The sequence below is a fragment of the Marinobacter sp. 1-4A genome, assembly GCF_016597725.1.
Taxonomy (GTDB): Bacteria; Pseudomonadota; Gammaproteobacteria; order Pseudomonadales; family Oleiphilaceae; genus Marinobacter.
Window position 1 is genome coordinate 195,703 of sequence record NZ_VCGY01000001.1, and the last position, 25,218, is coordinate 220,920.

The 25,218-nt window shown below is 53.2% G+C and carries 25 protein-coding genes and 2 tRNA genes; 3 read left to right on the top strand and 24 right to left on the bottom strand.

Annotated features, from left to right (window positions below; genetic code table 11):
- Positions 1 to 6: 6 nt before the first annotated feature.
- A complete protein-coding gene (gene dapA, locus FE845_RS00815; protein ID WP_200360931.1) occupies positions 7 to 885 on the bottom strand; it encodes a 4-hydroxy-tetrahydrodipicolinate synthase in 879 nt (292 codons plus the stop codon).
- Positions 886 to 959: 74 nt separating this feature from the next.
- Between dapA and FE845_RS00820 the strand changes: the two genes are divergently transcribed.
- Entirely contained in the window at positions 960 to 1,427 is a 468-nt protein-coding gene (locus tag FE845_RS00820; protein ID WP_200360932.1) for a peroxiredoxin, read from the top strand.
- Between the two features lie 15 nt (positions 1,428 to 1,442).
- Here the strand turns inward: FE845_RS00820 and FE845_RS00825 are convergent, their stop codons facing one another.
- Positions 1,443 to 2,522 carry an AI-2E family transporter gene (locus tag FE845_RS00825; protein ID WP_200360941.1) on the bottom strand — a complete coding sequence of 360 codons (1,080 nt, stop codon included), beginning with the start codon at positions 2,520 to 2,522 and terminating at the stop codon, positions 1,443 to 1,445.
- A 16-nt stretch (positions 2,523 to 2,538) separates the two neighbouring features.
- On the bottom strand, positions 2,539 to 2,766 hold the full coding sequence (locus FE845_RS00830; protein ID WP_200360943.1) for a sulfurtransferase TusA family protein: 228 nt from the start codon (positions 2,764 to 2,766) through the stop codon (positions 2,539 to 2,541).
- 159 nt (positions 2,767 to 2,925) lie between these two features.
- Here FE845_RS00830 and FE845_RS00835 point away from each other — a divergent pair, with 159 nt between their 5' ends.
- The gene (locus FE845_RS00835; RefSeq protein WP_200360945.1) at positions 2,926 to 4,401 is read left to right on the top strand and encodes a M48 family metalloprotease; all 1,476 of its coding nucleotides are present in this window, start codon (positions 2,926 to 2,928) and stop codon (positions 4,399 to 4,401) included.
- 2 nt (positions 4,402 to 4,403) lie between these two features.
- Here the strand turns inward: FE845_RS00835 and nadA are convergent, their stop codons facing one another.
- The 14 genes from nadA to aspS all read right to left on the bottom strand — a co-directional run bounded on the left by nadA (position 4,404) and on the right by aspS (position 15,699).
- Positions 4,404 to 5,465, bottom strand: a complete 1,062-nt coding sequence (gene nadA, locus FE845_RS00840) for a quinolinate synthase NadA (protein ID WP_200360947.1) — start codon at positions 5,463 to 5,465, stop codon at positions 4,404 to 4,406.
- A gap of 247 nt (positions 5,466 to 5,712) precedes the next feature.
- Positions 5,713 to 5,788 (bottom strand) — tRNA-Lys (locus FE845_RS00845).
- 73 nt (positions 5,789 to 5,861) lie between these two features.
- Positions 5,862 to 5,937 (bottom strand) — tRNA-Lys (locus FE845_RS00850).
- 91 nt (positions 5,938 to 6,028) lie between these two features.
- The gene (gene ybgF, locus FE845_RS00855) at positions 6,029 to 6,793 is read right to left on the bottom strand and encodes a tol-pal system protein YbgF (RefSeq protein ID WP_200360955.1); all 765 of its coding nucleotides are present in this window, start codon (positions 6,791 to 6,793) and stop codon (positions 6,029 to 6,031) included.
- 27 nt (positions 6,794 to 6,820) lie between these two features.
- Positions 6,821 to 7,390 carry a peptidoglycan-associated lipoprotein Pal gene (gene pal, locus FE845_RS00860; RefSeq protein ID WP_200360957.1) on the bottom strand — a complete coding sequence of 190 codons (570 nt, stop codon included), beginning with the start codon at positions 7,388 to 7,390 and terminating at the stop codon, positions 6,821 to 6,823.
- 68 nt (positions 7,391 to 7,458) lie between these two features.
- Positions 7,459 to 8,745 carry a Tol-Pal system beta propeller repeat protein TolB gene (gene tolB, locus FE845_RS00865; protein WP_265091972.1) on the bottom strand — a complete coding sequence of 429 codons (1,287 nt, stop codon included), beginning with the start codon at positions 8,743 to 8,745 and terminating at the stop codon, positions 7,459 to 7,461.
- A 43-nt stretch (positions 8,746 to 8,788) separates the two neighbouring features.
- Positions 8,789 to 9,835: a cell envelope integrity protein TolA gene (tolA, locus tag FE845_RS00870; protein WP_320159656.1), complete on the bottom strand. Its 1,047-nt coding sequence runs from the start codon at positions 9,833 to 9,835 to the stop codon at positions 8,789 to 8,791.
- A gap of 22 nt (positions 9,836 to 9,857) precedes the next feature.
- Entirely contained in the window at positions 9,858 to 10,304 is a 447-nt protein-coding gene (gene tolR, locus FE845_RS00875; protein ID WP_200360959.1) for a protein TolR, read from the bottom strand.
- 34 nt (positions 10,305 to 10,338) lie between these two features.
- Complete coding sequence (gene tolQ, locus FE845_RS00880; RefSeq protein ID WP_200360961.1) at positions 10,339 to 11,028, bottom strand: protein TolQ; 690 nt, start codon at positions 11,026 to 11,028, stop codon at positions 10,339 to 10,341.
- 3 nt (positions 11,029 to 11,031) lie between these two features.
- Positions 11,032 to 11,505 carry a tol-pal system-associated acyl-CoA thioesterase gene (ybgC, locus tag FE845_RS00885; RefSeq protein ID WP_200360971.1) on the bottom strand — a complete coding sequence of 158 codons (474 nt, stop codon included), beginning with the start codon at positions 11,503 to 11,505 and terminating at the stop codon, positions 11,032 to 11,034.
- Positions 11,502 to 12,539, bottom strand: a complete 1,038-nt coding sequence (gene ruvB, locus FE845_RS00890; protein ID WP_200360978.1) for a Holliday junction branch migration DNA helicase RuvB — start codon at positions 12,537 to 12,539, stop codon at positions 11,502 to 11,504. Before ruvB ends, ybgC begins: the two co-directional genes overlap by 4 nt.
- Positions 12,540 to 12,692: 153 nt before the next feature.
- Positions 12,693 to 13,322 (bottom strand): Holliday junction branch migration protein RuvA, encoded by a 630-nt coding sequence (gene ruvA / locus FE845_RS00895; protein WP_200360980.1) that lies wholly within the window; start codon positions 13,320 to 13,322, stop codon positions 12,693 to 12,695.
- 30 nt (positions 13,323 to 13,352) lie between these two features.
- On the bottom strand, positions 13,353 to 13,880 hold the full coding sequence (gene ruvC / locus FE845_RS00900) for a crossover junction endodeoxyribonuclease RuvC (protein WP_200360982.1): 528 nt from the start codon (positions 13,878 to 13,880) through the stop codon (positions 13,353 to 13,355).
- A 13-nt stretch (positions 13,881 to 13,893) separates the two neighbouring features.
- Positions 13,894 to 15,699, bottom strand: a complete 1,806-nt coding sequence (gene aspS / locus FE845_RS00905; protein ID WP_200360984.1) for an aspartate--tRNA ligase — start codon at positions 15,697 to 15,699, stop codon at positions 13,894 to 13,896.
- Between the two features lie 456 nt (positions 15,700 to 16,155).
- On the opposite strand from aspS, the gene fabR reads away from it, so the two are divergent.
- Entirely contained in the window at positions 16,156 to 16,779 is a 624-nt protein-coding gene (gene fabR, locus FE845_RS00910) for an HTH-type transcriptional repressor FabR (RefSeq protein ID WP_200360986.1), read from the top strand.
- 32 nt (positions 16,780 to 16,811) lie between these two features.
- Here the strand turns inward: fabR and FE845_RS00915 are convergent, their stop codons facing one another.
- From FE845_RS00915 to guaB, 7 genes are all read right to left on the bottom strand, one after another.
- Positions 16,812 to 17,243 (bottom strand): HIT domain-containing protein, encoded by a 432-nt coding sequence (locus FE845_RS00915; protein WP_200360988.1) that lies wholly within the window; start codon positions 17,241 to 17,243, stop codon positions 16,812 to 16,814.
- 68 nt (positions 17,244 to 17,311) lie between these two features.
- Positions 17,312 to 18,652, bottom strand: coding sequence for a UDP-glucose dehydrogenase family protein (locus FE845_RS00920; protein ID WP_200360990.1), 1,341 nt, complete (start codon positions 18,650 to 18,652; stop codon positions 17,312 to 17,314).
- Between the two features lie 37 nt (positions 18,653 to 18,689).
- Positions 18,690 to 19,685 carry a UDP-glucose 4-epimerase GalE gene (galE, locus tag FE845_RS00925; protein WP_200360992.1) on the bottom strand — a complete coding sequence of 332 codons (996 nt, stop codon included), beginning with the start codon at positions 19,683 to 19,685 and terminating at the stop codon, positions 18,690 to 18,692.
- 6 nt (positions 19,686 to 19,691) lie between these two features.
- Positions 19,692 to 20,195, bottom strand: coding sequence for a tRNA adenosine(34) deaminase TadA (gene tadA, locus FE845_RS00930; protein WP_200360994.1), 504 nt, complete (start codon positions 20,193 to 20,195; stop codon positions 19,692 to 19,694).
- A 173-nt stretch (positions 20,196 to 20,368) separates the two neighbouring features.
- Positions 20,369 to 21,949: a phospholipase D family protein gene (locus FE845_RS00935; RefSeq protein WP_227713983.1), complete on the bottom strand. Its 1,581-nt coding sequence runs from the start codon at positions 21,947 to 21,949 to the stop codon at positions 20,369 to 20,371.
- 43 nt (positions 21,950 to 21,992) lie between these two features.
- The gene (gene guaA / locus FE845_RS00940; RefSeq protein ID WP_200361003.1) at positions 21,993 to 23,570 is read right to left on the bottom strand and encodes a glutamine-hydrolyzing GMP synthase; all 1,578 of its coding nucleotides are present in this window, start codon (positions 23,568 to 23,570) and stop codon (positions 21,993 to 21,995) included.
- A gap of 61 nt (positions 23,571 to 23,631) precedes the next feature.
- Positions 23,632 to 25,095, bottom strand: coding sequence for an IMP dehydrogenase (gene guaB, locus FE845_RS00945; protein ID WP_200361011.1), 1,464 nt, complete (start codon positions 25,093 to 25,095; stop codon positions 23,632 to 23,634).
- Positions 25,096 to 25,218 lie beyond the last annotated feature (123 nt).

Consider the following 25,218-nt stretch of genomic DNA (forward strand, 5'->3'; position numbering starts at 1 on the left):
GCAAACTCAGAGCACACCCGAGGCTTTCATCGCTTCTTCCAGCTCACCGTGGAATTTTTCACTGAACTGAGTCAGTGGCAGGCGTATACCCTCGCCGATCATGTTCATGCGCTGAAGCGCCCACTTAACCGGTATTGGATTCGCCTCGAGGAACAACTTGCGGTTCAACGGCATCAAAAGCTCGTTCAGGCGTTCCGTCTCTTCCCGGTTACCGGCAATGGCTGCTGCGCATAGGTCGGCCATACCTCTGGGTGCGACGTTTGCGGTAACCGACACATTGCCTTTCGCGCCAGCAAGCATGAGCTCAGCGGCTGTGGCGTCATCCCCGGAGTAGACCGCAAGGCGACCATCAAGAGCTTCTATCAGCTCCGCACCACGAGGAATATTGCCCGTAGCATCTTTGATAGCAACGATGTTGGGAATGTCAGCGAGGCGCAGCACGGTTTCATTAAGCATATCGCAAGCCGTACGCCCGGGTACGTTATAGAGCATCTGGCTCATGCCCGGTACAGCCTCAGCGATTGTTTTGAAGTGCTGGTAAAGCCCTTCCTGAGTTGGCTTATTGTAGTATGGCACCACCAACAAACAGGCATCTGCACCTAGCTTATGGGCCTCGGTTGTCAGATAAATAGCTTCACGCGTGCTGTTACCGCCTGTGCCAGCAATAACTGGGATCCGCCCATTCACGCGTTTGATGATATAACCAATTACCCGGCAGTGCTCTTGCTGATCGAGCGTTGCGGATTCGCCGGTGGTTCCCACAGCAACGATACCGTTAGTACCGTTATCCAGATGAAAGTCCACCAGTTTGTCCAGATGCTCCCAGTGAATGTCACCGTTTGGATGCATGGGCGTGACCAGTGCGACAAGGCTACCCGTAATCATAAAAGCTCCGTCCGAATAAAACGGATATGGTAATGTTGGGCACGTACTGACACAAGGGAATTAAAGGAGATGTCATGTCATCTGTTGAAGTGAACAAGCAAGTACCGGACTTTGAAGCCGCCGCAACAGGCGACCAAACCGTTCGTCTGGCGGATTTACGCGGCAAAAATGTGGTTATTTATTTCTATCCGAAAGACAACACACCGGGCTGTACGACTGAAGGGCAGGACTTTCGAGACAATATGAAAGCCTTTACCGAACTGGATACAGAAATTTTCGGGGTATCCCGGGACGGGCTCAGAGCACATGAGAACTTTCGCAAAAAATTCGAGTTCCCGTTTCATCTAATTTCCGACAAAGATGAAGCGCTTTGCGAGCTTTTCGACGTTATCAAGCTCAAAAAACTGTACGGGAAAGAATATATGGGCATTGATCGCAGCACTTTCCTGATTGATCAGGAGGGCGTGCTGCGCAAAGAGTGGCGCGGCGTAAAGGTACCCGGGCACGTTGAGGAAGTACTCGCTGCCGTAAAAGCGCTCTAAAGCAAAGTAGCGCCGTTACCCTTGATCTGGCGCGGTGGGGGAAGCCGACTCCTTCACCGGCCAGGCGAAGAACACAGCCTTCAACATGGTAGCCAGCGGAATGGCAAAGAAAACGCCCCACAGGCCCCAAATACCACCAAAGAACAGCACCGAAATGATGATCGCAACGGGGTGCAGGTTGTTCACCTCTGAAAACAGCACAGGAACGAGCACGTTGCCATCCAGTGCCTGAATAACACCGTATATCACCATCACCCAAATAAAATGACTGCCCCACCCGAAGGCAAACAGCGCAATCACGGCGACCGGAATCGTCACCACAGCTGCACCAATGTACGGAATGACCACGCTCAGACCGACGAGAAGCGATAGCAGCGCGGCATAGGGAACGCCCAAAAGCTTGAACGCAACATAGGTGGCTCCACCCACTATCAGTATTTCAACTGCCTTCCCGCGAACATAGTTCGCGCATTGCAGATTCACCTCATGCCAGATTTGCAGCATCATCGGGCGTTGGGGCGGTAGCAATCTGGAAATGGCACCCAGCAGCACTTCACGATCTTTCAGGAAAAAGAAAACGAGAATTGGCACCAGCACCATATAGATAAGCAACGCGACAAGGTCTGGAATACTCGACAAAGAGAAAGACACGAGCCACTGAGTCATATGGCCCACTTCTGTATTTACTTGCTGATAAAGGCCACGCACCGACTCAGCCGAAATAATATGAGGGTATTCTTCTGGCAGCAGTTCAAGATAAGACTGCAACTGACCAATGATTCGGGGCGCCTCGCCTGCAAGGGTGCTGACCTGAGTCCAGATAAGCGGCAGAAGAACGAAAATAAAGCCTACCAATACACCGAGGAACACCAAAAACACACCGACAATGGCAAAGCCTTCAGGAACACCAAGGGCGTTTAGGCGGGTAACCAATCCTTGCAGAATAAATGCGACAATAAGCGACGCGATAGCAGGCGCCAACATGGCACCGAACCAGATGATAAAAAAAGTGCCCGTCACCAGAATCAAGAAAAGAATGACGGCTTCTTCATCTGAAAAGTATTTGTGTGCAAGACCGCGTAAAATTCTGAACATCAAGGGCTCCGGAGAATTAACCGCCGCACTCTATCACAAACCGAAAGTGGCCATCCGTTTCTACGGAGTTCACCAAGCGGTGGCGGGACAACTCCAGAAAGGCCGGGATATCGCGAGCGGAACCCGCATCCGTGGCAATCACCTCAAGCTTTTCGCCGGGTGACATGCTGTTGAGCTCCAGCTTGGTTTTCAGTAGAGGCATTGGGCAACGAAGCCCAGATGCGTCCAGTGTACGATCAGCCATAAAGAAGGTGCACCATCACAAGACATCAAATTCGCAAGGCGGCATTATGCCCCCAGCAATACTGTATTGCATCACAATAACTGTTAATGAGCAGTTCAGGACTTTCTCGCAACATTTGTTGTCACAGTAACAGTTCGAATCAGGAGCTTAGCGCACTACATGAATCACGTTCTGACTAGATTTCGCTGTTACCGAACTCTCTCTCTAGCTTTTACTCTGGGTGTTGCGCTGGTGTTAAGCCCAGCGCCAAGAGCGCAAGACGCCAACCTGCCAAATATTGGGGGAACCGGAGGCGGGCTTATCTCCGGGCAAAAGGAAAGTGACATTGGGCAGCAGGTTATGGTTTCGATTCGCCGGTCTGCACCGCGCATAACAGACCCACTGGTTTACGATTATCTCAGCGCCATAATTTACCGGCTTGTGCCTTCTGCACCACTGGAAAATCGCGACATAACCCTTGCACTTATTGACAGCCCTGCCCTCAACGCTTTCGCCGTACCGGGAGGAATTGTAGGCATCAATGGGGGGTTATTCCTGAATGCGGCCACGGAACAGCAGTTTGCGTCTGTACTTGCCCACGAACTCGCCCACCTCAGCCAACGGCATTTTGCGCGGCGCCTAGAACAACAGGAAAATAGCGCACCTTTGACGCTTGCCGGAATGATTGCAGGCATTGTGCTGTCTGCGGTAACTCAGTCCGACATCGGCATTGCCGCCATTGCCGGCACTCAGGCGCTGGCAATACAGAATATGCTGGCCTACAGCCGCTCCCACGAGCAAGAAGCAGACCGGGTGGGACTGGATATTCTGGCCACCGCTGGTATGGATCCACGTGGCATGCCCGAAATGTTCGAGATTATGATGCGCCAAAACCGGCTACAGGGAAACAACGTACCCGAGTACCTTTCAACACACCCACTGACCCAAAGCCGTGTGGCCGACACCCGCAACCGCGCAGAGCAGTACCCAGCGAAAACCATTCGGGACGGTCAGGAATACCACCTAATCCGAAGCCGGCTGCAAGTGCATTACGCAGCGTCACCAGAGATTGCCGTGGATACATTCGAAGGCTATCTGAACAAGCCCGACGCCCAAAGCAATGAAGCCATTCGTTACGGATTAGCCTTCGCCTACCTGAACAATAAGCAGCTCGAACAAGCAGCCGACATTATCAGCGAGCTACTGGCAAGCAACCCCGGGCGGATTACTCTTCAGGTAACGCTGGCTGAGATAAGGATTCAGCAGAACAAGCTGGATGACGCGCGCTCCATACTCAAAGATGCTTTGAGGAGAAACCCGGGCAACTATCCCATTACCTCAACCCTAGCTGACGTGGAAATCGCTGCGGGTAACGGCACCCAAGCAGCTGAATACCTCAACCAACTAACACGTAGAATGCCGCAACAGGAATATCTATGGCTGCGGCTGGCAGAAGCCGAAGGCATGGCTAGAAACATAGTGGGAGTCCATCGCGCCCGAGCAGAATACGACGCACTAATGGGGAATTTGGAGTCTGCCCAGAGACAACTTAGACAGGCTCAGGAGAAACTGCCCGCAGGGTCTGCTCAGCGGCAGGTGGTGAGTGAGCGGCTGGGCGAAATCACCAGCCGCCTACAAGCGCGCAGAAACAACTAAAATCAGGCGTTGCCTGCTGCTTTCAGGTTCATCCCTGCGGTAAAGTCCAACATGCGCCGCAAAGGCCTGAGAGCAGCCTCACGGGTTTCGGGGTCCACAAACACTTCTTGATCCCCCTCTTCAATAACACGCAGAAGGTTTTCCAGGCCGTTCATTGCCATCCATGGGCATTGCGCACAACTGCGACACGTAGCTCCGTTACCGGCTGTCGGCGCCTCAATAAGCGTCTTATTGGGTGCCAGTTGCTGCATTTTGTAAAAAATGCCGTTATCCGTCGCGACAATAAATTCCTGATTCGGCAACGTCTGCACTGCGTGAATCAGCTGGGAAGTAGAACCGACAACATCCGCCAATTCTACAACGGCGTCGGGAGATTCCGGATGAACCAGAATAGCGGCATTCGGATAAAGGGCTTTAAGATCTTCCAGACCACGATGCTTAAATTCTTCATGCACAATGCAAGAGCCATCCCATAGCAACATGTCGGCCCCAGTGGTCTTCTGCACGTAATGGCCAAGATGCTTATCCGGGGCCCACAGAATTTTCTCCCCTCGCGCGTCTAGATCTTCTACGATTGCCTGAGCGCAACTAGACGTTACAACCCAGTCCGCACGCGCTTTTACAGCGGCAGACGTGTTTGCATACACCACCACGGTACGATCACTGTGCTCATCGCAGAAGGCTTTAAACTCATCTGCAGGGCAACCCACATCCAAAGAGCAGGTAGCCTCCAGCGTTGGCATCAAAACGCGCTTTTCTGGATTCAGAATCTTCGCGGTTTCACCCATAAACCGAACGCCAGCCACAACAACCGTTGAGGCGGGGTGTTGGTTCCCGAAGCGCGCCATTTCGAGCGAGTCTGCCACACAGCCACCCGTCTCTTCCGCAAGGCGCTGGATATCTGGGTCTGTGTAGTAATGCGCCACAAGTACAGCGTCTTTTTCCTTGAGGACAGCCTTGATACGGCTTTCGAGCCGCGCCTTCTCGTCGGTACTGAGCGGCTTGGGCTCCGCTGCGTGAGCCAGATGTTCCTGAACAAGGATTCGGTCTTCAGCTTTAGTCATGTACGGATACTCTCAATTTCTCTCAACTACTAGCAATGACTAGCAATTACTAGGCACCAGTTACTGTCCGCCGATTACATTCTGTGTTCGAGTATACCATTTCAAACACCAATAGCGCTTTACGGACTATACCGAGACTCGGGGAGACCGTTATATCTGGAGCAAAACCGCCAACCAAAAAAAAAGGACTGCATCTCTGCAGCCCCTTAAGCTTTAACTCTAATTACAGACCTTCAAAAACTAATAATGGTGGGTCGTGATGGATTCGAACCATCGACCAATTGGTTAAAAGCCAACTGCTCTACCAACTGAGCTAACGACCCAAAAACTTGTGACCAGTGCCGGGACCCTGATCGATTCCGGAGCGGCTCAGCAACTGCCCCGAAATATCGAATATGGTGGGTCGTGATGGATTCGAACCATCGACCAATTGGTTAAAAGCCAACTGCTCTACCAACTGAGCTAACGACCCAAGCGAGGCGCATATAGTAATGATTTTTCTCTGACGATCAACCCTTTCACGCCATGTTTTTAATATTTTTACGAATCGCCGTGTTTCCGCCCTAATTAGAGTTCAAATATTTCCGGGCAAGCCCGGCTGCAGAACTTTCAGGGTAGTCACTCACAACCTGCTCCATTTGCCGACGAGCTTCGGATTTCTTATCAAGACGATCAAGAGCAACGCCCAATTTGTAACCGGCGTCTGGCGCTTTACGGTGATCCCCGTAACGCGTCGCTACAATGGAGAACGCTTGGCGCGCCTGCTCCAGTTGCGGCTTCACAAGATAAACCTCACCAAGCCAGTAGTAGGCGTTCACCGTCAGATCCCCTTCGGGATACTTATCTAAAAACTCATAGATGCGGCTGATCGCTTCGTCGTACTTCTTTTGGCTATGGATAAGGTCTTGAATAACCTTGTATGCCTTACGCTCTTCGGCATCGGGCTGGCGATATTCACGTATTTCCGTTGCGCGCTTACTGGCGCCAGCATCTCCTACCGTTGACCCGGCAGCCGGTGGTTGCGCAGACACTTTCTCAGACAAGTCGAGAATGCGCTGATCCAAGTCGATATAGCGATCCCGCCCCTGATCCTGCAACCGCTTGATTAGGTGCCTCTGCTCTTCCGACTCTCCCTGTAGTCTGCGGACCTCGCTCTGTAATTGCTGGATCATATAGAAGAGCTCAGACGTAGCCTGATTCGTGTTGGCCTTACGTTGGGCTTCTGAGGCATTGCTTTGGAAAGCGGGCGTAGATGATTGCGCCAGCGCCGCTCCCGCCTGCCCGAGGGCAAGCGGGAGCATCACTGCCGCCATGAGCTGTTTTCTCATGGGCTTAACCTGATGTTGTATGTGCGTTTACTCGAAAACGAGCTCCACACGGCGATTCTGTGCCCATGCACTCTCTGACGAGCCCATAACCGCCGGCTTCTCTTCACCATAGCTTACGGTTTCCATTTGGCCCCGTGAAGCACCATTCACAATCAGGAAACGCTGAACCGCATTGGCACGACGCTCGCCAAGTGCCAAGTTGTACTCCTTGGAGCCGCGTTCATCACCGTGACCCTCGAGGCGAACTTTCTGGCCCGGGTTGTTGGACAAATAACGGGCGTGGGCCATGAGCACATCGCGGGCTTCCGGCTTGATTTCGGACGTATCGAAATCAAAATAGAAAGTCGTCACTTCGCGCAGGGCTTGCTGTTCGGTTTGCTTCTGGATTTCCATACGCTCTTCTTCGGTCATCGAAGACGAAGAAATACCACCCTGATCGCCACCGCCATACACGGTAGAACCACCATCTTGATCAATAGGCTCAACATCGGAGCCATAACCGCCATCTTCCATGTTCTCACCAGTTGTACTACAACCGGCGACCAGACCTACCGAAAACAACAGTGCAATTACTTTGGCTTGAGCTGACAATTTCATATTTCATTCCTTTTCGTTGGTTGACGTAAATTTTTGCCGTTTCCGACAGGTGCTCTCACACCCACCGGCTACCGAACAATTGGCCCCCAGGCCGGGTCACGGACGTCGCCTTCCGATGCAGGAAGGCTATACGCCGCACCACCGTCTGCGGAGATAACAGTCAGTATGCTTTCACCGTTCTGTTTAGTAGCGTAAATCAACATGCGGCCGTTAGGCGACACACTGGGAGACTCATCGGATTCAGTGCGCGTGAGAACTGTTTCGTCACCGCTTTCGAGGTTTGTACGGGCAATAGTGAACGCCCTATCGCGCTGATGAACGTAGTACACATATTTTCCGGTGCTGTCGGGGCGCGGGCGAGCATTATAGCGACTGCCGAAAGTTAAGCGCCGCGGCTCGGCGCCCGGCTCTTCCATGTAATAAATCTGTGGCCCGCCTGAACGATCCGACGTAAAGAAGATACCCTTGCCCGAACTGTCCCAAGCGGCCTCGGTATCTATCGCCCAGTGGTTCGTGAGCTTGGTAACCTTGCGGGACTGCAGGTTCATCTGATAAATCTCGGCATTACCATCTTTGGACAAAGTCATGAGTAGTGATTGCCCGTCTACAGACCAGGTGGGGGCCGAGTTCAAACCGGGGAAGTCCGCAACTTTTGTGCGCTCGCCCGAGCTAAGTTGGTGGATAAAAATAGCTGGCTTACCCGTTTCGAACGATACATAGGCCAGCTTTTTACCATCCGGTGACCAAGCGGGGGACAATATAGGCTCTTTGCTTTCCAAACGAATTCCAGCACGCTTGCCGTCAATGTCGCTTACCTGCAACCGATAGAGCGCTTTTCCATTTGCTCTCTGAAGCGTTACATAAGCCAATTTGGTAGAAAACGCTCCGGGAACACCGGTAATCGCCTCATAGACCTTATCGCTTACATGATGCGCCAAAGAGCGAATATTAGACGCAGGTGCGGCAGCGGTTTCACCAAGAATTCGCTCTTCACGATTAACATCGAATAGCTCATAACGAGCCTGCACTCTGTCGCCGTTACGGGTTAACTCGCCTACCAAAACATAACGCTGGCCAAGCATGCGCCAGTCTCGGAAGTACACATCAGAGCGCTTCGAGGGAAGGCTTAGCATTTTCTCGGGAGGCAGCGGGCGGAACTCGCCGCTCATTGCCAAATCCGCCTGCACAATGCTGCTCAGTTTGTCTCCGGCAGGCATGCTGCCGTTTTCTGCAAACGGCACCACAGAAACCGGAATTGCAGAGTCTGCTCCTTCGGTAATACGAATCAGCAGTTCAGCCTGAGCGCTGGTAACCGCAGTGAACATCAAGGCGACCGCTGCAAAAGTAGCTCTCATTAGGCTGAACGACATTTTCTGCTTCATGGTGTTACCCGTATCCTTATCTCAATCTTCGGGGATTGAATTCAATCGTAAACTGGCGGAAATAGGTTTCAAACGTGTCCCGCTCAGAGGGTACCGGGTACCGGTTCAGCGACCTGACTGCGCTCAGTGCCGAGTTATCGAACGCGGTATTCCCGCTACTGGCAACCAGTTTTACACTGGCCAACTCGCCCGTTGGAAGCAAGGTGATCTGCAAGCGGGCCGTCATATCTTCTGTCGCTGAAGAAGGTGGGTACCAAGCTTGGCTAAGCCTTTCACGAATCAGCGCCTGATATTTCTGGCTCTCAGACAACATCTGGGATTCGCGGGCTTTTGCCGCTGCCGCTCGCTCTCTGCGTAGCTCTTCATCCGCACGGGCTTTTCTAGCCTGTTCTGCCTGAGCTTCAAGCTGCTGCTCTTGAAGCCGACGCTCGGCCTCCATGCGCTTACGCTCAGCTTCTTTACGAGCCTGCTCCTCCTGTTTCTTACGTTCAGCTTCTTCGCGCTTACGTTGCTCTTCCTGACGGCGTTTTTCTTCCTCCGCCTTGCGCTTGGCCTCTTGCTGGCGCTTTTTTTCAGCTTCCGCTTCTGCTTTGCGACGCTCACGCTCTTTTGCTTCCGCTTCAGCTTTCTGCCTTGCAGCCTCTTCTGCTTCACGCGCCTTTTTTTCTTTTAGCTCTTCTGCCTTGGCCTGCTCGCGCTTGCGCTCTTGCTCTTCAGCTTTACGCTTGGCTTCCTCGCGTTTTTTCTGGTCCTCGGCCTTCCGAGCCTCTTCTTCTTTCTGACGCTTTTGGGCTTCAGCCTGCCTCTGTTTTTCCAGCTCTTTACGCTCTTTCTCTTGATCCGGCTGGTCCACCGGCTCGGTAATCGGGCTCGGTTCCGGTTTTTGCTGGGTAATAAGGCGCGCAGAAATACTGCTGGGAGGCGGTTCGTGGACAGGAGAAGACCACGACCAGCTCGCCAGAGCGACGCCCGCAATTAGCAGATGCAATGCCACCGACAGCGCGACCGGCGATTTCCAAGGCGGCACTCCGGTGGTGGTATGTTCCCGTTCCTGACCTGTCACAACAATTTTGCCTGCACTGATATCACGTTTCGTCCGGGGCCGTATCGGTAATCAGGCCAATACTGGTCGCCCCCGCACCTTGAAGAGCCGCCATCAAACGAACCACAGTGCCGTAATCAACGTTCTCATCGCCACGCACCAGAATATCGCCGGATGATCTTTGGGACAGTATTTTTGCTACCTGAGCACGAACCTCAGACAGAGGCATGGGGTCGCTGCCTTTATCCCCAACTTCCACGTAATAGGCGCCATTGGAATCTACAGATACGACAATGGATTCCACATTTTTATCTGCCTGAATCGGATCAGATGCTGTTTCAGGAAGGTCCACCTTCACGCCCTGAGTAAGCATAGGCGCTGTGACCATGAAAATAATCAGCAGCACCAGCATCACGTCGATATACGGAACAACGTTGATTTCCGACATCGGCTTCTTCCGATTTTCAGGCATCATCCCCATGCCTTTCATAGCGGTGTGCTCCGTTTGTTAACCATAGATACCATCAGGCCGCGCCCTTCTCGGCGCTATGAACACGACGATGCAAAATGCTGGAAAACTCTTCCGCGAAGGTTTCGTAATTTTTCAACAATGCGTCTGACTTAGCTGAGAAGCGGTTGTAAGCGATAACGGCCGGAATTGCCGCAAACAAGCCCATAGCCGTAGCAATAAGCGCTTCCGAGATGCCGGGAGCCACGGTTGCGAGTGTTGCCTGCTGGACCTGCGCCAAGCCGCGGAATGAGTTCATGATGCCCCAAACGGTTCCAAACAAGCCGACATAAGGGCTGGTAGAGCCCACGGTTGCAAGGAAGGGCAAATGGGTTTCCAAACGTTCCTGCTCACGGGAGAAAGCTACCCGCATGGCCCGCTGCGTTCCCTCCATGACGGCATCTGCATCACGGCTTTGCTGGCGTAATCTGGAAAACTCCTTAAATCCGGCCCGGAACAAAGCCTCCATACCGGAGAAAGGCGTGGGCTCGGCGTTTACTTCGCGATAGAGCTGTCCCAAATCCATGCCAGACCAAAAGCGCTCTTCAAACGCCAACTGGGCCTGGCGGGCTTTGCGAAACACCTGCAGGCGCTGAAAAATAAGCGCCCAGGACATCACCGATGCAGCGGCAAGTAACAACATGACCAGCTGAACCAACACACCGGCATTTGCAATCAGACTCCAGACTGACAGTTCCGAATCCACCACTTACTCCTGGGTTATTTCGTGTTTTGTTTGGTTATCTTTTTGAAGGTGCTGGCTATGCAGCGCCAGCAGTTCTCGCATGTTTTCAGGTAAACGTCTTGGCCGCCCGCTATCTAGAGCTATACAAGCGACTCTCACATTCGCTTCACACAGTGTTTTGCCGTCTCTTGCCCGCACGACCTGCTGCCTAAAATCCATCCAGACGCGACCGAAGGCCACAGGCTCTGCAGTAACGCTAATCTCATCATCCAGCACGGCTGGCACGGCATAGTGCACGGACAACCGCTGCACTACATAACTTATGTTCTCAGCCAGCCCAGCCCGAAGCCCTACTCCGCAGCTTCGAACCCACTCGGTACGGGCGCGCTCCATGAAATGCAGGTAACGCGCATGGTAAACAATGCCGCCAGCGTCTGTATCTTCAATATAAACGCGAATTGGCCATTCAAACTTTGCAAAAGCTTGGCTGTCACTCAAAAACCGCCTCCTTCAGCATTCGGGGCCTCCGAAGCTTTCGGTACAATTCCAAAGTGCTGGTACGCATGAGATGTCACCATGCGACCGCGAGGCGTGCGCACCATAAAGCCCTGTTGAATCAAGAAAGGCTCAAGAACATCCTCGATGGTTCCGCGCTCTTCACTAATTGCTGCGGCCAGACTTTCCACGCCCACGGGCCCGCCATCAAATTTTTCAATCATCGCAAGCAGCAAGCGCCGATCCATATGATCAAAGCCCTGACTGTCCACCTTCAACATGTTCAGAGCCTGATCCGCAATGGCAGCGTTAATGTGGCCATCGGCTCTCACTTCTGCGTAGTCTCTTACCCGCCGCAGCAGGCGATTGGCTATGCGGGGCGTCCCTCGCGATCGGTGCGCTATTTCGTATGCACCGTCCTCATCTATATCAACACCTGACAACCGCGCGGAACGAACAATAATGTGTGTCAGATCCGCCGTATTATAAAACTCTAAACGCTGGACTATGCCGAATCGATCCCTAAGCGGAGACGTAAGCAGACCAGCCCGAGTGGTTGCACCTACCAAAGTAAACGGCGGCAAATCCAACTTGATCGAACGAGCCGCTGGCCCCTCTCCGATCATGATATCGAGTTGGTAGTCCTCCATTGCCGGATACAGTATTTCCTCCACTACAGCACTGAGGCGATGAATCTCATCAATAAAGAGGACATCACCCTCTTCCAGATTGGTGAGCATGGCCGCAAGATCGCCAGCCTTTTCAAGCACTGGCCCAGACGTCGTCTTTATCGACACGCCCATTTCGTTGGCAACAATATTGGCAAGCGTGGTTTTACCCAACCCAGGAGGCCCAAATATCAGAACATGATCCAAGGCTTCCCGGCGACCACGGGCCGCTGAGATAAAAATATCCATCTGTTCCCGCACCGCGGGCTGCCCCACATACTCCGAAAGCAACGTTGGCCGGATAGCTCGATCCTGAACCTCTTCGTTGTCTCCGGCCCGGGCTGAAATCAGTCGGTCGGATTCGATCATGTACTTATCCGTTTAAAGGGAATCAATAGATTGCCACGCAAAGACTGACGTTGACCAATTGTACAAACAGCCCTCTGCGTGTCACGTTACGCTCTCTACAGGTTTGGCGCTATACAGGCGACCGAGCAAGCTAAAAAAAACAAAGCCGCGTCATCAAGCCGGGATCATGTTGCGCAAAGCCAAACGAATAAGCGCCTCGCTGGTCATCCCTTCTTCCGCCACCTTGCTAATTGCCCGCGCGGCCTCCTGAGGTTTATACCCAAGCGCTATAAGCGCGGCCTCTGCTTCATCGGCGGGGTTGTGCGCGGAAATAGCAAGCTGGGGAGAGACTGTGGACCCCCCGTCTATGCCTGCTGTGGCAGGTATAAACTGCCCCTCCAACTGCTTAATTCTGTCTGTCATTTCTATCAACAAGCGTTCTGCAGTCTTTTTACCAACACCGGGAAGTTTTATCAGAGACGCTATATCCCGGCCTTCCACGCAACGAATGAACTGCTGCGCATCAAGACCAGACAGAATACCGGCAGCCATTTTGGGGCCAACACCATTAACCTTGATCAACAAACGAAACAGATCCCGATCAAGCCGAGAGGCAAAACCAAACAGGCTTTGTGCATCTTCACGAACCACGAAATGTGTATGAAGGGTAACCTCCTGCCCGGGTTCCGGCAGGTGATAAAACGTAGTGAAAGGGATGTCAACTTCGTAACCCAAGCCGCCGCATTCAACCAATGCCTGACCGGGTGTTTTTTCGACCAGAATACCTCGGATACGACCTATCAAGGATTGCCTCCTGCCGCTCCGCAGAGCAGTTTATTGTTGTCGCATACGCCCACTGCGCGCCTTACCCGTGCTACCGGCCACCCGAAGAATGCTTTGATTCATGTGTGCGTGGCACAACGCGATGGCCAGAGCATCGGCTGCGTCAGCCTGAGGTTTGCGAGAGAGTGACAGCAACACCTGAACCATGTGCTGTACCTGAGATTTGTCGGCACCACCTTTGCCTACCACAGCCTGCTTCACCTGCCGAGCAGAGTACTCATGCACCGTAAGCCCGCTGGTTGCAGCACCGACAATAGCAGCACCCCGAGCCTGCCCGAGCTTGAGCGCAGAGTCGGGATTACGCGCCATAAAAACCTGCTCAATAGCAAATTCCTGTGGTCGGTATTCGCCAATCAGGCTCACCAAGCTTTGAAAAATGATTTTCAGGCGCTCCGCCATGGGCTTTTCGCCCACGCGGATACAACCACTGTCGATATATTCTATGTGCCGGCCATCGACTCGGATAATACCGTATCCGGTTATCCTTGAGCCGGGGTCGACACCCAGAATAATCGCCACATTAACGCCCTAATTAGTTCTCGTCAGCTTCGGAAGCCTGCTCACCCGCCGCTTTTGCCGGTTTTTTGCGCAGACGGATATTTAGCTCACGCAATTGCTTTTCGTCTACCTCACCCGGCGCCTGGGTCATCAAACAGGTTGCACTCTGGGTTTTCGGGAAGGCGATCACATCACGAATCGAGCTTGAGCCTGTCATCAGCATAATCAGACGGTCAAGACCGAACGCCAAACCACCATGCGGCGGGCAGCCGTATTTGAGCGCATCAAGCAGGAACCCGAACTTAGCGCGGGACTCCTCTTCACTGATACCAAGAATGCGGAACACTTCCTGCTGCATCTTGTCACTATGGATACGAATAGAACCGCCGCCCAACTCGGTACCATTAAGAACCATATCATAGGCACGAGACAAAGCCGTTTCCGGGTTCGCCGCCAGCTCTTCAGGGCTACAGCTAGGTGCGGTGAACGGGTGGTGAATAGCGGTCAGGCCGCCATCCGGCAGAACTTCAAACATGGGGAAGTCGACTACCCACATCGGTGCCCATTCGCAGGTCAGCATCTTCAAGTCGTGACCAACACGAATACGCAGTGCGCCAAGGGCTTCGTTCACAACTGTGGTCTTATCGGCACCGAAGAATACGATATCGCCGTCTTCAGCCCCTGTCCGCTCTATTACAGACATGGCAACTTCGTCGCCAAGGAACTTAACGATGGGCGACTGCAAGCCTTCTACGCCTTTGGCAAGCTCATTCACCTTGATGTAAGCCAGACCTTTGGCACCGTAGATGCCGACAAATTTAGTGTATTCGTCGATTTGCTTACGGCTCAGCTCGCCACCTTTGGGAACACGCAAAGCGGCTACTCGGCCCTTGGGATCATTCGCAGGCCCAGCAAACACTTTGAAATCAACGCCAGCAACCAAGTCGCCCACATCTTGAAGCTCTAGCGGAATGCGCAAATCCGGCTTATCACTACCGAAACGATCCATGGCTTCTGCGTAAGGCATGCGGGGGAAGGCTGGCAATTCAACATTCATAACATCTTTGAACAAGGCACGAATCATGCCCTCGTTCAGATTCATGAGGTCTTCTTCGTTAATGAACGAGGCCTCAATATCTACCTGAGTAAACTCGGGCTGACGGTCTGCACGCAAATCTTCATCGCGGAAGCACTTGGCAATCTGGTAATAGCGATCTACTCCAGACACCATCAACATTTGTTTAAACAGCTGTGGCGATTGCGGAAGTGCAAAGAAGGACCCTTCGTGGGTGCGGCTTGGCACCAGATAATCACGGGCACCTTCAGGTGTTGCGCGGGTTAGGATCGGTGTTTCCACGTCCATGAACCCGTTGCTGTCTAGGTAGTTACGGATGTAGCTGGTTACCCGCGAACGGAACCGCAGGCGGTTGAGCATTTCCGGGCGGCGCAGGTCCACAAAGCGATAGCGCAGGCGCACGTCTTCGCCTACATCTACGTGCTCATCCAGCGGGAACGGAGGTGTTGCTGCAGCATTCAGAATTGTTACGTCTTTACCAAGAAGCTCAACCTGACCTGTGGACATGTTGCTGTTCTCGGTGCCAGCAGGCCGACGGCGAACCAGCCCGGTAACCTTCACCACGAACTCGCTACGCACTTTTTCTGCGAGGGCAAAGCTTTCCTCGGTGTCTGGGTCTACCACGACTTGCGCAATACCGTCTCGGTCGCGCAGGTCCAGAAAGATAACTCCACCATGGTCACGGCGGCGATGTACCCATCCGCAAAGTGTAACTTCCTGATCAATGTGGGATTCGTTGATCCCACCGCAATAATGACTGCGCATACCGGTTCCCGTAGTGTCTGGTGTCTGAGATTAGTGTTGATGTCTGATAAAACTTGCAAGCAAGCGGGTGTGTGGGGCCTTCCGAAACACGCTGTGAATACATCCGTGTACGCTCGGCTCCGCCCTTTAGTGCTTATTGCTCCTGCGTCGCACTAAAGGTCCTGAGCAAGCCATCCTTGGCTTGCTCGTGAAGTGCTTTGCACTTCACCCATGGCTCCGCACGGTTTCGGAAGGCCCCACACACCCGCTTGCGGCTAGCTATGTTCTTGCTTGCAAAATATGGCAGGACCATACTGTAAAAGCCGCTTATTATAAACATAATGGCCACGAAAATCAGGCTTGTTTCCCACAAGACAACAGTCACCCGCGAGGATCCTCCAGACAACCAATGGCGGGTTCCCTCATTGGTAACAGACGGCTAGACTACGGCACTCACCTATTGCTGGAGCCCTAACCTTGTCAACCAGAGCCGAGCAGAAGCTTGTCACCCGGCGCGCACTTATGGATGCGGCCCTCGCCCAGCTGAGTCCGGACCGTGGATTCGGAAGCCTTAGCCTGCGTGAAGTGGCTCGGGAGGCTGGAATCGCACCCACGTCTTTCTATCGCCATTTCGCAGATCTTGATGAATTGGGCTTAGTGTTGGTAGATGAAGGCGGTGTGGCTTTACGGCAACTTATGAGGCAAGCGCGCAAGCGAATTGCCCGGGATGGCAGCGCTATATCGACCTCTGTAGAGACGTTTATGGAATACCTTGGCAATAACGCTAACCTGTTCCGATTGATGCTCCGGGAACGTACTGGCGGGTCTAAGCCCTTTCGAACCGCAATCAAAGCCGAGATTGATCATTTCGTAACAGAGCTTGCCGACGATCTTCGACGTTTTGCAGACGAGCAACACAAACCATTGGCGGATGCCCGGTTAGTTGCAGAAGCTATGGTGACACTGGTATTCAACCAAGGATCGGAGGCTCTGGACGCAGCGCCCAAAGAGCGGGAGGAGCTAAAACTCAAACTGAAAACCGAGCTCCGAATGATTCTGATTGGCTCACAAATGATGGCCAAGCATGCGTCGATTCGGTAATCGGCAATAGTGAACAAAACAATTCAGGCGACTCAATGAATACAAAGCTGTGACAGAACAGGTGCCATTGCCTTTTTAAACTCCGCCAATCGAGCCTCATCGTAAGGCACCGGCGGCTGCTTGCCCCAAACCGGAGCTGGCCAAGCAGGATCACCCTCAAAGCGGACGATGTGGTGAACGTGCAACTGGGGAACCATGTTGCCGAGTGCCGCCACGTTCATCTTATCGCCACCAAAGACGTCCATCATGCCACGGCTGAGCGAAGAGGATTCTTGCAACAAAAGGTGCTGCTGCTCCGGGCTTAACTCGTAGATCTCACGAATGCCCGCAAGCACTGGCACCAGCAACACCCAGGGCCATGTTTGATCGTTCATCAACCGAATTTCGCACAGGTTGCTCCGCCCAAGGCGGATGGTGTCTTCGGCCAACCGTTCATGAAGGCTGAATTTTTGATCCTGAGTCACTGCGGTACCTCTGCTCGAACGCACTGATGGTTGAGCGCCCCTTGTCGGGTGCGCTCAACACCTCGTCACTATGAGTGGAATTGATTCCGGCCGCGCCCAATGGCGTAGTAAATCAAGCCGTGACGTTCTAGCATTTCGGGCTCGTAAAGATTTCTGCCGTCGAACACAACAGGCTCGCGCAAAGCAGATGCAATAGCGGCAAAATCTGGTGAACGGAACTCTTTCCACTCAGTACAGATCGTCAGCACATCTGCACCACGAAGCGTCTGTTCCTTAGTGCCGCAAAGGGTCAAGCCTTCGTGGTCGCCATAGATACGCTGGGTCTCTTCCATCGCCTCCGGATCAAACGCCTGAACGGTCGCGCCAGCTTTCCATAGGTCTTCCATCAAGGTTCTGGCGGATGCTTCACGCATGTCGTCGGTGTTTGGCTTGAACGCCAAGCCCCAAATAGCTACCACCTTACCTTTCAGATCTCCACCAAAGTAATGGCTTATCTTATCGAAAAGCACATGCTTTTGAGCGTAGTTGACGGCCTCTACGGCATTGAGCAAGCGTGCATCGTAGCCAACCTGTTTCGCCGTGCGGGCCAGAGCCTGCACATCTTTCGGGAAGCAAGATCCGCCGTAACCACAGCCGGGGTAGATAAAGTGATAACCAATACGGGGGTCGGAGCCAATTCCTCGACGCACTGCTTCAATATCGGCATCTAGGCGTTCGGCAAGATTTGCAATCTCATTCATGAAACTGATTTTGGTGGCCAGCATGGAGTTAGCTGCGTATTTGGTCAGTTCCGCAGAGCGGATGTCCATGAAGATCATGCGGTCGTGGTTTCGGTTAAATGGGTAATAAACCTCCCGAAGTACGTCCGCCGCTTTATCGCTGTCCGTACCAATAATAATTCGATCCGGCTTCATGAAATCGTTGATTGCCGCGCCTTCTTTCAGGAACTCGGGGTTGGAGACCACATCAAACTCAAGCTCCAAACCTCGGCTATCAAGTTGCGCACGAACCGCCGCCTTTACTTTGTCTCCCGTGCCGACCGGTACCGTGGACTTGTCCACAATCACTTTATAGTCGTCCATGTATTGACCGATGGACTTGGCTACAGCGGTGACATACTGCAGATCTGCCGAGCCATCCTCATCGGGTGGTGTACCCACCGCAATAAACTGGAGTGTGCCGTGTTGAACGGCTTCTTCTACATCGGTGGTGAACGCCAGACGTCCAGCTTCTACCGTGTGTTTTACAATATCTTCAAGGCCGGGCTCAAAGATGGGGATTTGCCCATTTTTCAGCTTGTCGATCTTTGCCTGATCAACATCCATGCAGAGTACGTGATGGCCGACATCGGCCAGACAGGCTCCAGTAACAAGCCCGACATAACCGGTACCAAAAATCGTTATTTTCATCCGTTAAATCCCGACATTTTAATTAATAAACAAGTTATTACTGGCCAGCCGTAGCTTTCTTCTTTTGCCAGATCGCTTCCCAGGCTAACGCAGTGCTAACAATCGTTTCCAAATTGTCGTAGGCAGGCTGCCAGCCCAGAGTCTCTTTAATCAATGCATTATCTGCCATCAATGCGGCAGGGTCACCCGCTCTGCGGCCCGCTTCCACTACCGGGAATTCGGCACCGGATTGCTCGCGCACCACATCAATCACTTCCCGAACCGTGAATCCGCGGCCATAGCCGCAGTTCATGATCTTTGATTGGCCACCCTCTGCCATATAATCCAGTGCCATAACATGGGCACTGGCAAGGTCTTCCACATGAATGTAATCGCGCACGCAGGTGCCATCGCTGGTGTTATAGTCCGTACCAAAGATGCTCATACCATCCCGCTGCCCGGTCGCGCATTCGCAGGCCACTTTGATTAGGTGAGTCGCTTCCGGCGTCGCCTGCCCGAGCAAACCATCCGGGTTGGCTCCCGCCACATTGAAGTAACGCAGCACAACGTAATTAAGGTCAGATGCAGCTGCATAGTCGGTAATCATCCGCTCGCTCATCATCTTCGATGCGCCATAAGGATTGATTGGTGCAAGCGGAAGGTCTTCCGTGAGTACCGTCTGCTCTGGCATGCCGTATACCGCAGCCGTTGAAGAAAATACCATATAGGGCACTTTGTACTTATCGACAGCTTTGAGCAGATTGAGCGTATTGCGGGTGTTGTTACTGTAATATTTCAACGGGTCGGCAACCGACTCCGGAACCACAATATTGGCTGCAAAGTGCAAAACCGCTTCGAATTTGTGGCTGGAGAAAACCCGATCAATCTCTGCTTCGTTGGCCAAATCGCCGACGACCAGTTCGCCAGCCGTTACGGCCCAGCGGTAACCAGTGGACAGGTTATCGAATACAACAATATCGTGCCCTGCTTCAGCCAACTGACGAACAACATGACTACCGATATACCCGGCACCGCCGGTAACCAATACCTTCATGCAGAATTACTCCTTACCAGAACCTTGTTTACGCCGCTGCCTGATCTCGGCCCGCCGACGGCTGAAAAAACCACTGATAATCTGGCTGCATTCTTCCTGTAGAATGCCACCCACCACATCCACTTGCCAGTTCAAATAGGGTTCGTCCAGTGTGCGTCGTGCCGATTCAACTGCACCGGCTTTGGGTTCGCGGGCACCGTAAACAAGCCGGTTTATACGGCTGTGAACAATGGCGCCAACACACATGGTGCAGGGTTCTAGAGTGACGTAAAGGGTGGCCCCTGTCAGCCGATAATTCCCCAATCTCGCCGCTGCATCACGCAGCGCACATATTTCTGCATGAGCGGTAGGGTCACAGCCGGAAATTGGCAAATTGAAGCCTGTGCCCAACTCCTTACCATCGCGGACAACTACTGCGCCGACAGGCACCTCGCCCAAGGATCCGCCCTGAGCTGCCAGAGTAAGAGCCCGGGCCATCCAGTAATCGTCGTCTTTGTGTATTTCCGGCATAGAACGGCTCGGCGGAGAACTTGCAGTGCGAGTGACTTATTGAATGGCCTATTAGGAAGGCTTCACAGGGCCGAGAAAATACCATTATTCACGTTTATTACCAAGCGGTCTGCTAACAACGCCAAGCCTCACAGCCATGCCAGACAGGGCAGTGCACGAAAAACCAATCGAAGTTACAGATACTTCTCCATCGGCAACAAGCTAAACAGGCCGGATTTAAAGCGCCGCCAGAACCCCGTGGCCGGTTCGTGGGTCCAGAATTGTTCCTCACCTGCCGACCAGAACAGCTGCCCACCAGCCTCTCGTGTCACCCTCCAGCTGTTTTCAGGCGCCATCGCGGCTTCGATATCCTGCGCAAGCCGCTCAGCCAGTTGGGCACTGTGTATCACCAACACGGTTTCGGAGTTTAAGTAGATCGAGCGAAGATTGATGTTGAACGAGCCGATGTACAAGGCTTTGCGATCGAATACCGCAGATTTAGCGTGTAAACCCACCGAACCGCTACGGCAGAAGTCTGGCATGGCAATCCAACTCAAGCAGGCTTCTGCGTCTGGCCGCAGCTCATACAGTTCCAATCCGTTGGCGAGCATTGCACCGCGTCGACGTGCGTAGCCAGCGTGATTGGTGGTGAGATCATTGGAGGCTAACGAATTGGTCAGAGCCAAGACACGAACGCCTCGCGCCCTCACTTGCCTCAGTATATCGAGCTGGTCATCTCCGAGAATGAGATACGCAGATTCCACCAAGATTTCCTTGTCTGCCTCCTCAACCAGTTGGTACAAAGCTTGAGCGCTGCGCTGGGGGCTATCCGTAACGTCTTGGCCATATACCGCGGGGGAATCAAACACCAACTCCCCTTCGGCCCAGACGAGTGTAGGCAGGATTTGCGATATATACTCAAGCGCCGACGCAGAATCTTGTGGCGGCACCCGGGTAAGCCCGGTGCCATCGGAGGCGGCCGCACGGATCTGCTCTAACTCTGTGCTCAGTCCCAGCTCTTGCACAGCATCTGGCTCCAACTGACTCATTGGGTAGCTTGACCTGCTGTTCCAAAAAGCGTCGAAATTGGCAGACAGGTCAGCCACAACTGGACCAGCAATCAGAACATCGCGGTCGCGAAAGTTCACCTGTGGGTGGAGGTCGAAGTACTCATCCCCGATATTGCGGCCACCCATAATGCCTAGCGCACCATCGACCACGAAGGTCTTGTTGTGCATGCGCTGATTGAGGCGCTGGAAGTCCGTGATGAAATTCAGCCATTTACCGATGCCCGAGCGGATCGCGAAGGGGTTGTAAATGGAAATTTCAATATTGGGGTGTTGATCCAAGGCGGCAAGCAAGGTATCGCGCCCGTTTAGATTGACATCATCCAACAACAACCGAACACGCACACCACGGTCGGCGGCCGCTAGCAGCCGTCGCGCCAGATAGGACCCCGTCACATCGCTATTCCAGATGTAGTATTGAGCGTCAATACTTTGCTCGGCTGCCTCAATCAGCGCGGCACGCTGAAGAAACGCCTGACGACCGGCATCCTGAATATAAAACCCGGAATAACCTGATTGACCCGGCAGATGGGGCTGAATCTGGCGGCCCAAACGCGTTTCATCGGGACGATCAAACGCGTAGGACAGCGAAGGTGCATTGTGAGGCGGCAGCTGGGCGCAACCCTGCATGAACAAGATGACGAACAGAATACATAGACTTCTGGCACGCAGTGCGTGCCTTGAAACTGTCGCTACTCTGTCAGGCAATGGCTTTATCCCAGTTTATGCGCCTGTCTTTGCGAGACTTAACTTACTCCCACTCAATCGTCGCAGGCGGCTTGGAGGAGACGTCATAGGTAACCCGTGATACACCGCTAATCTCATTGATGATGCGATTGGATACGGTTTCCAGCAAATCGTACGGCAGGTGCGCCCAGCGTGCTGTCATGAAATCCACGGTTTCAACGGCACGCAGTGCGATTACCCACTCGTATCGGCGCGCATCCCCGACAACACCCACGGACTTCACAGGTAGAAATACGGCGAAGGCCTGACTGGTTTTATGGTAAAAGTCAGCGCGGTGCAGCTCTTCCAAGAAGATAGCATCGGCACGACGTAGTATGTCGGCGTACTCTTTTTTGACCTCACCCAAAATGCGGACACCTAAGCCCGGCCCGGGGAACGGGTGGCGGTAGACCATGTCGTACGGCAGGCCCAATTCCAAACCAATGCGGCGAACTTCATCTTTAAACAGTTCACGCAGCGGCTCTACCAGCTTCAGCTTCATGGTTTCCGGCAAACCACCCACGTTGTGGTGGGATTTGATCACATGAGCCTTGCCGGTTTTCGAAGCTGCAGATTCGATCACGTCGGGATAGATAGTGCCTTGGGCTAGCCAGTTCACATCTTTAATACGTGTGGCTTCTTCGTCGAACACGTCAATGAAAGTGTTACCAATGATCTTGCGCTTCTGTTCCGGATCGCTTACGCCCTTGAGGTTGGTAAGGAAACGCTCTTCAGCATCAGCACGGATCACCTTCACGCCCATGCTGCTTCCGAACATGTCCATCACCTGATCGCCTTCATTCAGACGTAGCAGGCCATTGTCTACAAACACACAGGTAAGCTGGTCACCAATGGCTTTATGCAGCAGTGCTGCGGTCACTGACGAATCCACGCCCCCGGACAGACCTAGCAGCACCTTGTCGGTACCGACCTGTTCACGGATCTTGTTAACTGCGTCATCAACAATTTTGGCCGGTGTCCATAAGGCTTCGCAGCCGCAGATGGACATTACGAAGTGCTCAAGAATCCGTTTGCCTTGCAGAGTGTGGGTTACTTCCGGGTGGAACTGCAGACCATAAAGATTGCGCGATACGTCTTGCATCGCCGCGATAGGCGCACTTTCGGTAGACGCCAGTAGCTCAAAACCCTCAGGCATGGCTACAACCTTGTCACCGTGGCTCATCCACACATCGAGCAAAGACTCACCAATTGCCGTTAGGTGGTCGGTAATATCTTGCAACAGCGGACCTTTGGCGCGCACCTTCACCTGTGCGTATCCAAACTCGCGTTTCTCGGAGCTGGCAACCCGACCGCCCAGCTGTTCGGCCATGGTTTGCATGCCGTAACAGATACCCAGAATTGGAATGCCACGATCAAACAGCCCTTCCGGCGCACGCGGGCAGTCTAGCTCTGTGACCGATTCCGGGCCGCCGGCCAACAGAATGCCTTTTGGGTTGAACTCGTTCAGCTCTTCATCGGTGATATCGAACGCGCGGACTTCGCAGTAAACGCCTATTTCGCGCACACGGCGTGCAATTAGCTGGGTGTACTGAGAACCAAAATCCAGAATCAGGATACGGTGGTCGTGAATGTTGTGGGCCATAGAATCCTCGAAAAAATAAGCTGTGCGGCTCTGGTATGAGCCGCACTCAGGCTGTCCGTTCTCAGCTAACGCGGTAGTTCGGCGCTTCTTTGGTGATGGTTACATCATGCACATGGCTTTCGCGCATGCCAGCACCGGTAATGCGCACAAACTGGGGCTTGGTTCGCATCTCAGGCATGTTCGCGCTTCCGGTGTAGCCCATGGATGCACGCAAGCCACCAATCAACTGATGGATGATGTTGCGCATTGGGCCTTTGCAGGCAACACGACCCTCAATGCCTTCCGGAACCAGCTTTTCAATACCCTTACTAGCGTCCTGGAAGTAACGGTCGCTTGACCCCTGCCCCATGGCACCGAGCGAACCCATACCGCGATAGGCTTTATAGCTGCGGCCCTGATACAACTCGATTTCGCCGGGGGCCTCATCTGTGCCCGCCAGCAAACTGCCGATCATTACGCAGTGAGCGCCAGCAACAATGGCTTTGGAAATGTCGCCGGAGAACCGCACACCGCCGTCGGCAATTAATGGAATGTCAGTATCTTTTAACGCTTCCGCTACACTGGAAACCGCAGAAATCTGCGGCACGCCCACACCAGCAACAATGCGGGTGGTGCAGATAGAACCGGGGCCTATGCCAACCTTTACGGCATCGACACCCGCATCAGCCAGCGCTTTGGCCGCTTCACCGGTCGCAATATTGCCACCAATCACCTGAAGGTCTGGATAGTGTTTTTTGATCCAGCGAACACGTTCAATCACACCGCGTGAATGGCCATGGGCCGTATCCACTACAATCACATCCACACCGGCATCGGCCAAGGCAATAATGCGCGCCTCGGTATCGCCACCGGTACCAACTGCCGCACCCACTCTCAAGCGGCCCTGACTGTCTTTGCACGCCAAGGGGTAGTCCTTCGACTTTTGAATGTCTTTAGCGGTGATCAGGCCACGCAACTGGAAGTCGGCGTTTACCACCAACACTTTTTCAATACGGTGTCGATGCAGAAGTTCTTTCACCTCATCCAGGCTAGCGCCTTCTTGCACGGTTACCAGCTTGTCTTTCGGTGTCATAATCTGGTGCACCGGCGTATCCATGCTGCTTTCAAAACGGATGTCGCGACCTGTCACTATGCCAACCAGCTCAGTTCCATCAACCACTGGCAAGCCGGAAATATTGTTGGCCATGGTGATTTCCACCAGCTCGCGCACGGTGTTTTTAGGGCTAACGGTAATCGGATCTTTCACCACGCCACTTTCAAACTTCTTCACCCGGCGCACCTCAGCAGACTGCTGTTCCGGGTTCATGTTTTTGTGCATGATGCCAATGCCGCCTTCCTGAGCCATGGCTATCGCCAGCTCTGCATCGGTTACTGTGTCCATAGCGGCAGAGACAAGCGGTATATTCAGCGTAATCGTCCGGGTCAGCTTGGTGCGCAGATCCACTTGGTGTGGCAAAACCTCGGAATAACCGGGCACTAACAGAACATCATCAAATGTGAGAGCTTCTTCGGCAATTCGCAGCATTGGGATCGGCCTTTTGAACGTGCTAAATTTGAACCTTTCGAACGGCGCTTATCGACCTGAAGGTGAAGGAAGAAAAGGCAACCGCCGCAAAGTAAAATGCGTAATCGGCCTATTATAAAGAGG

Bases quoted from the DNA above. Each gene is read 5' to 3' on its own strand.
- dapA (WP_200360931.1), bottom strand. From the start codon at position 885: ATGATTACGGGTAGCCTTGTCGCACTGGTCACGCCCATGCATCCAAAC.
- FE845_RS00825 (WP_200360941.1), bottom strand. From the start codon at position 2,522: ATGTTCAGAATTTTACGCGGTCTTGCACACAAATACTTTTCAGATGAA.
- aspS (WP_200360984.1), bottom strand. From the start codon at position 15,699: ATGCGCAGTCATTATTGCGGTGGGATCAACGAATCCCACATTGATCAG.
- tadA (WP_200360994.1), bottom strand. From the start codon at position 20,195: ATGCCGGAAATACACAAAGACGACGATTACTGGATGGCCCGGGCTCTT.
- FE845_RS00820 (WP_200360932.1), top strand. From the start codon at position 960: ATGTCATCTGTTGAAGTGAACAAGCAAGTACCGGACTTTGAAGCCGCC.
- guaB (WP_200361011.1), bottom strand. From the start codon at position 25,095: ATGCTGCGAATTGCCGAAGAAGCTCTCACATTTGATGATGTTCTGTTA.
- FE845_RS00830 (WP_200360943.1), bottom strand. From the start codon at position 2,766: ATGGCTGATCGTACACTGGACGCATCTGGGCTTCGTTGCCCAATGCCT.
- FE845_RS00920 (WP_200360990.1), bottom strand. From the start codon at position 18,652: ATGAAAATAACGATTTTTGGTACCGGTTATGTCGGGCTTGTTACTGGA.
- ybgF (WP_200360955.1), bottom strand. From the start codon at position 6,793: ATGAGAAAACAGCTCATGGCGGCAGTGATGCTCCCGCTTGCCCTCGGG.
- tolB (WP_265091972.1), bottom strand. From the start codon at position 8,745: ATGAGAGCTACTTTTGCAGCGGTCGCCTTGATGTTCACTGCGGTTACC.
- pal (WP_200360957.1), bottom strand. From the start codon at position 7,390: ATGAAATTGTCAGCTCAAGCCAAAGTAATTGCACTGTTGTTTTCGGTA.
- guaA (WP_200361003.1), bottom strand. From the start codon at position 23,570: ATGGCCCACAACATTCACGACCACCGTATCCTGATTCTGGATTTTGGT.
- tolR (WP_200360959.1), bottom strand. From the start codon at position 10,304: ATGAAAGGCATGGGGATGATGCCTGAAAATCGGAAGAAGCCGATGTCG.
- FE845_RS00835 (WP_200360945.1), top strand. From the start codon at position 2,926: ATGAATCACGTTCTGACTAGATTTCGCTGTTACCGAACTCTCTCTCTA.
- ruvB (WP_200360978.1), bottom strand. From the start codon at position 12,539: ATGATCGAATCCGACCGACTGATTTCAGCCCGGGCCGGAGACAACGAA.
- nadA (WP_200360947.1), bottom strand. From the start codon at position 5,465: ATGACTAAAGCTGAAGACCGAATCCTTGTTCAGGAACATCTGGCTCAC.
- galE (WP_200360992.1), bottom strand. From the start codon at position 19,685: ATGAAGGTATTGGTTACCGGCGGTGCCGGGTATATCGGTAGTCATGTT.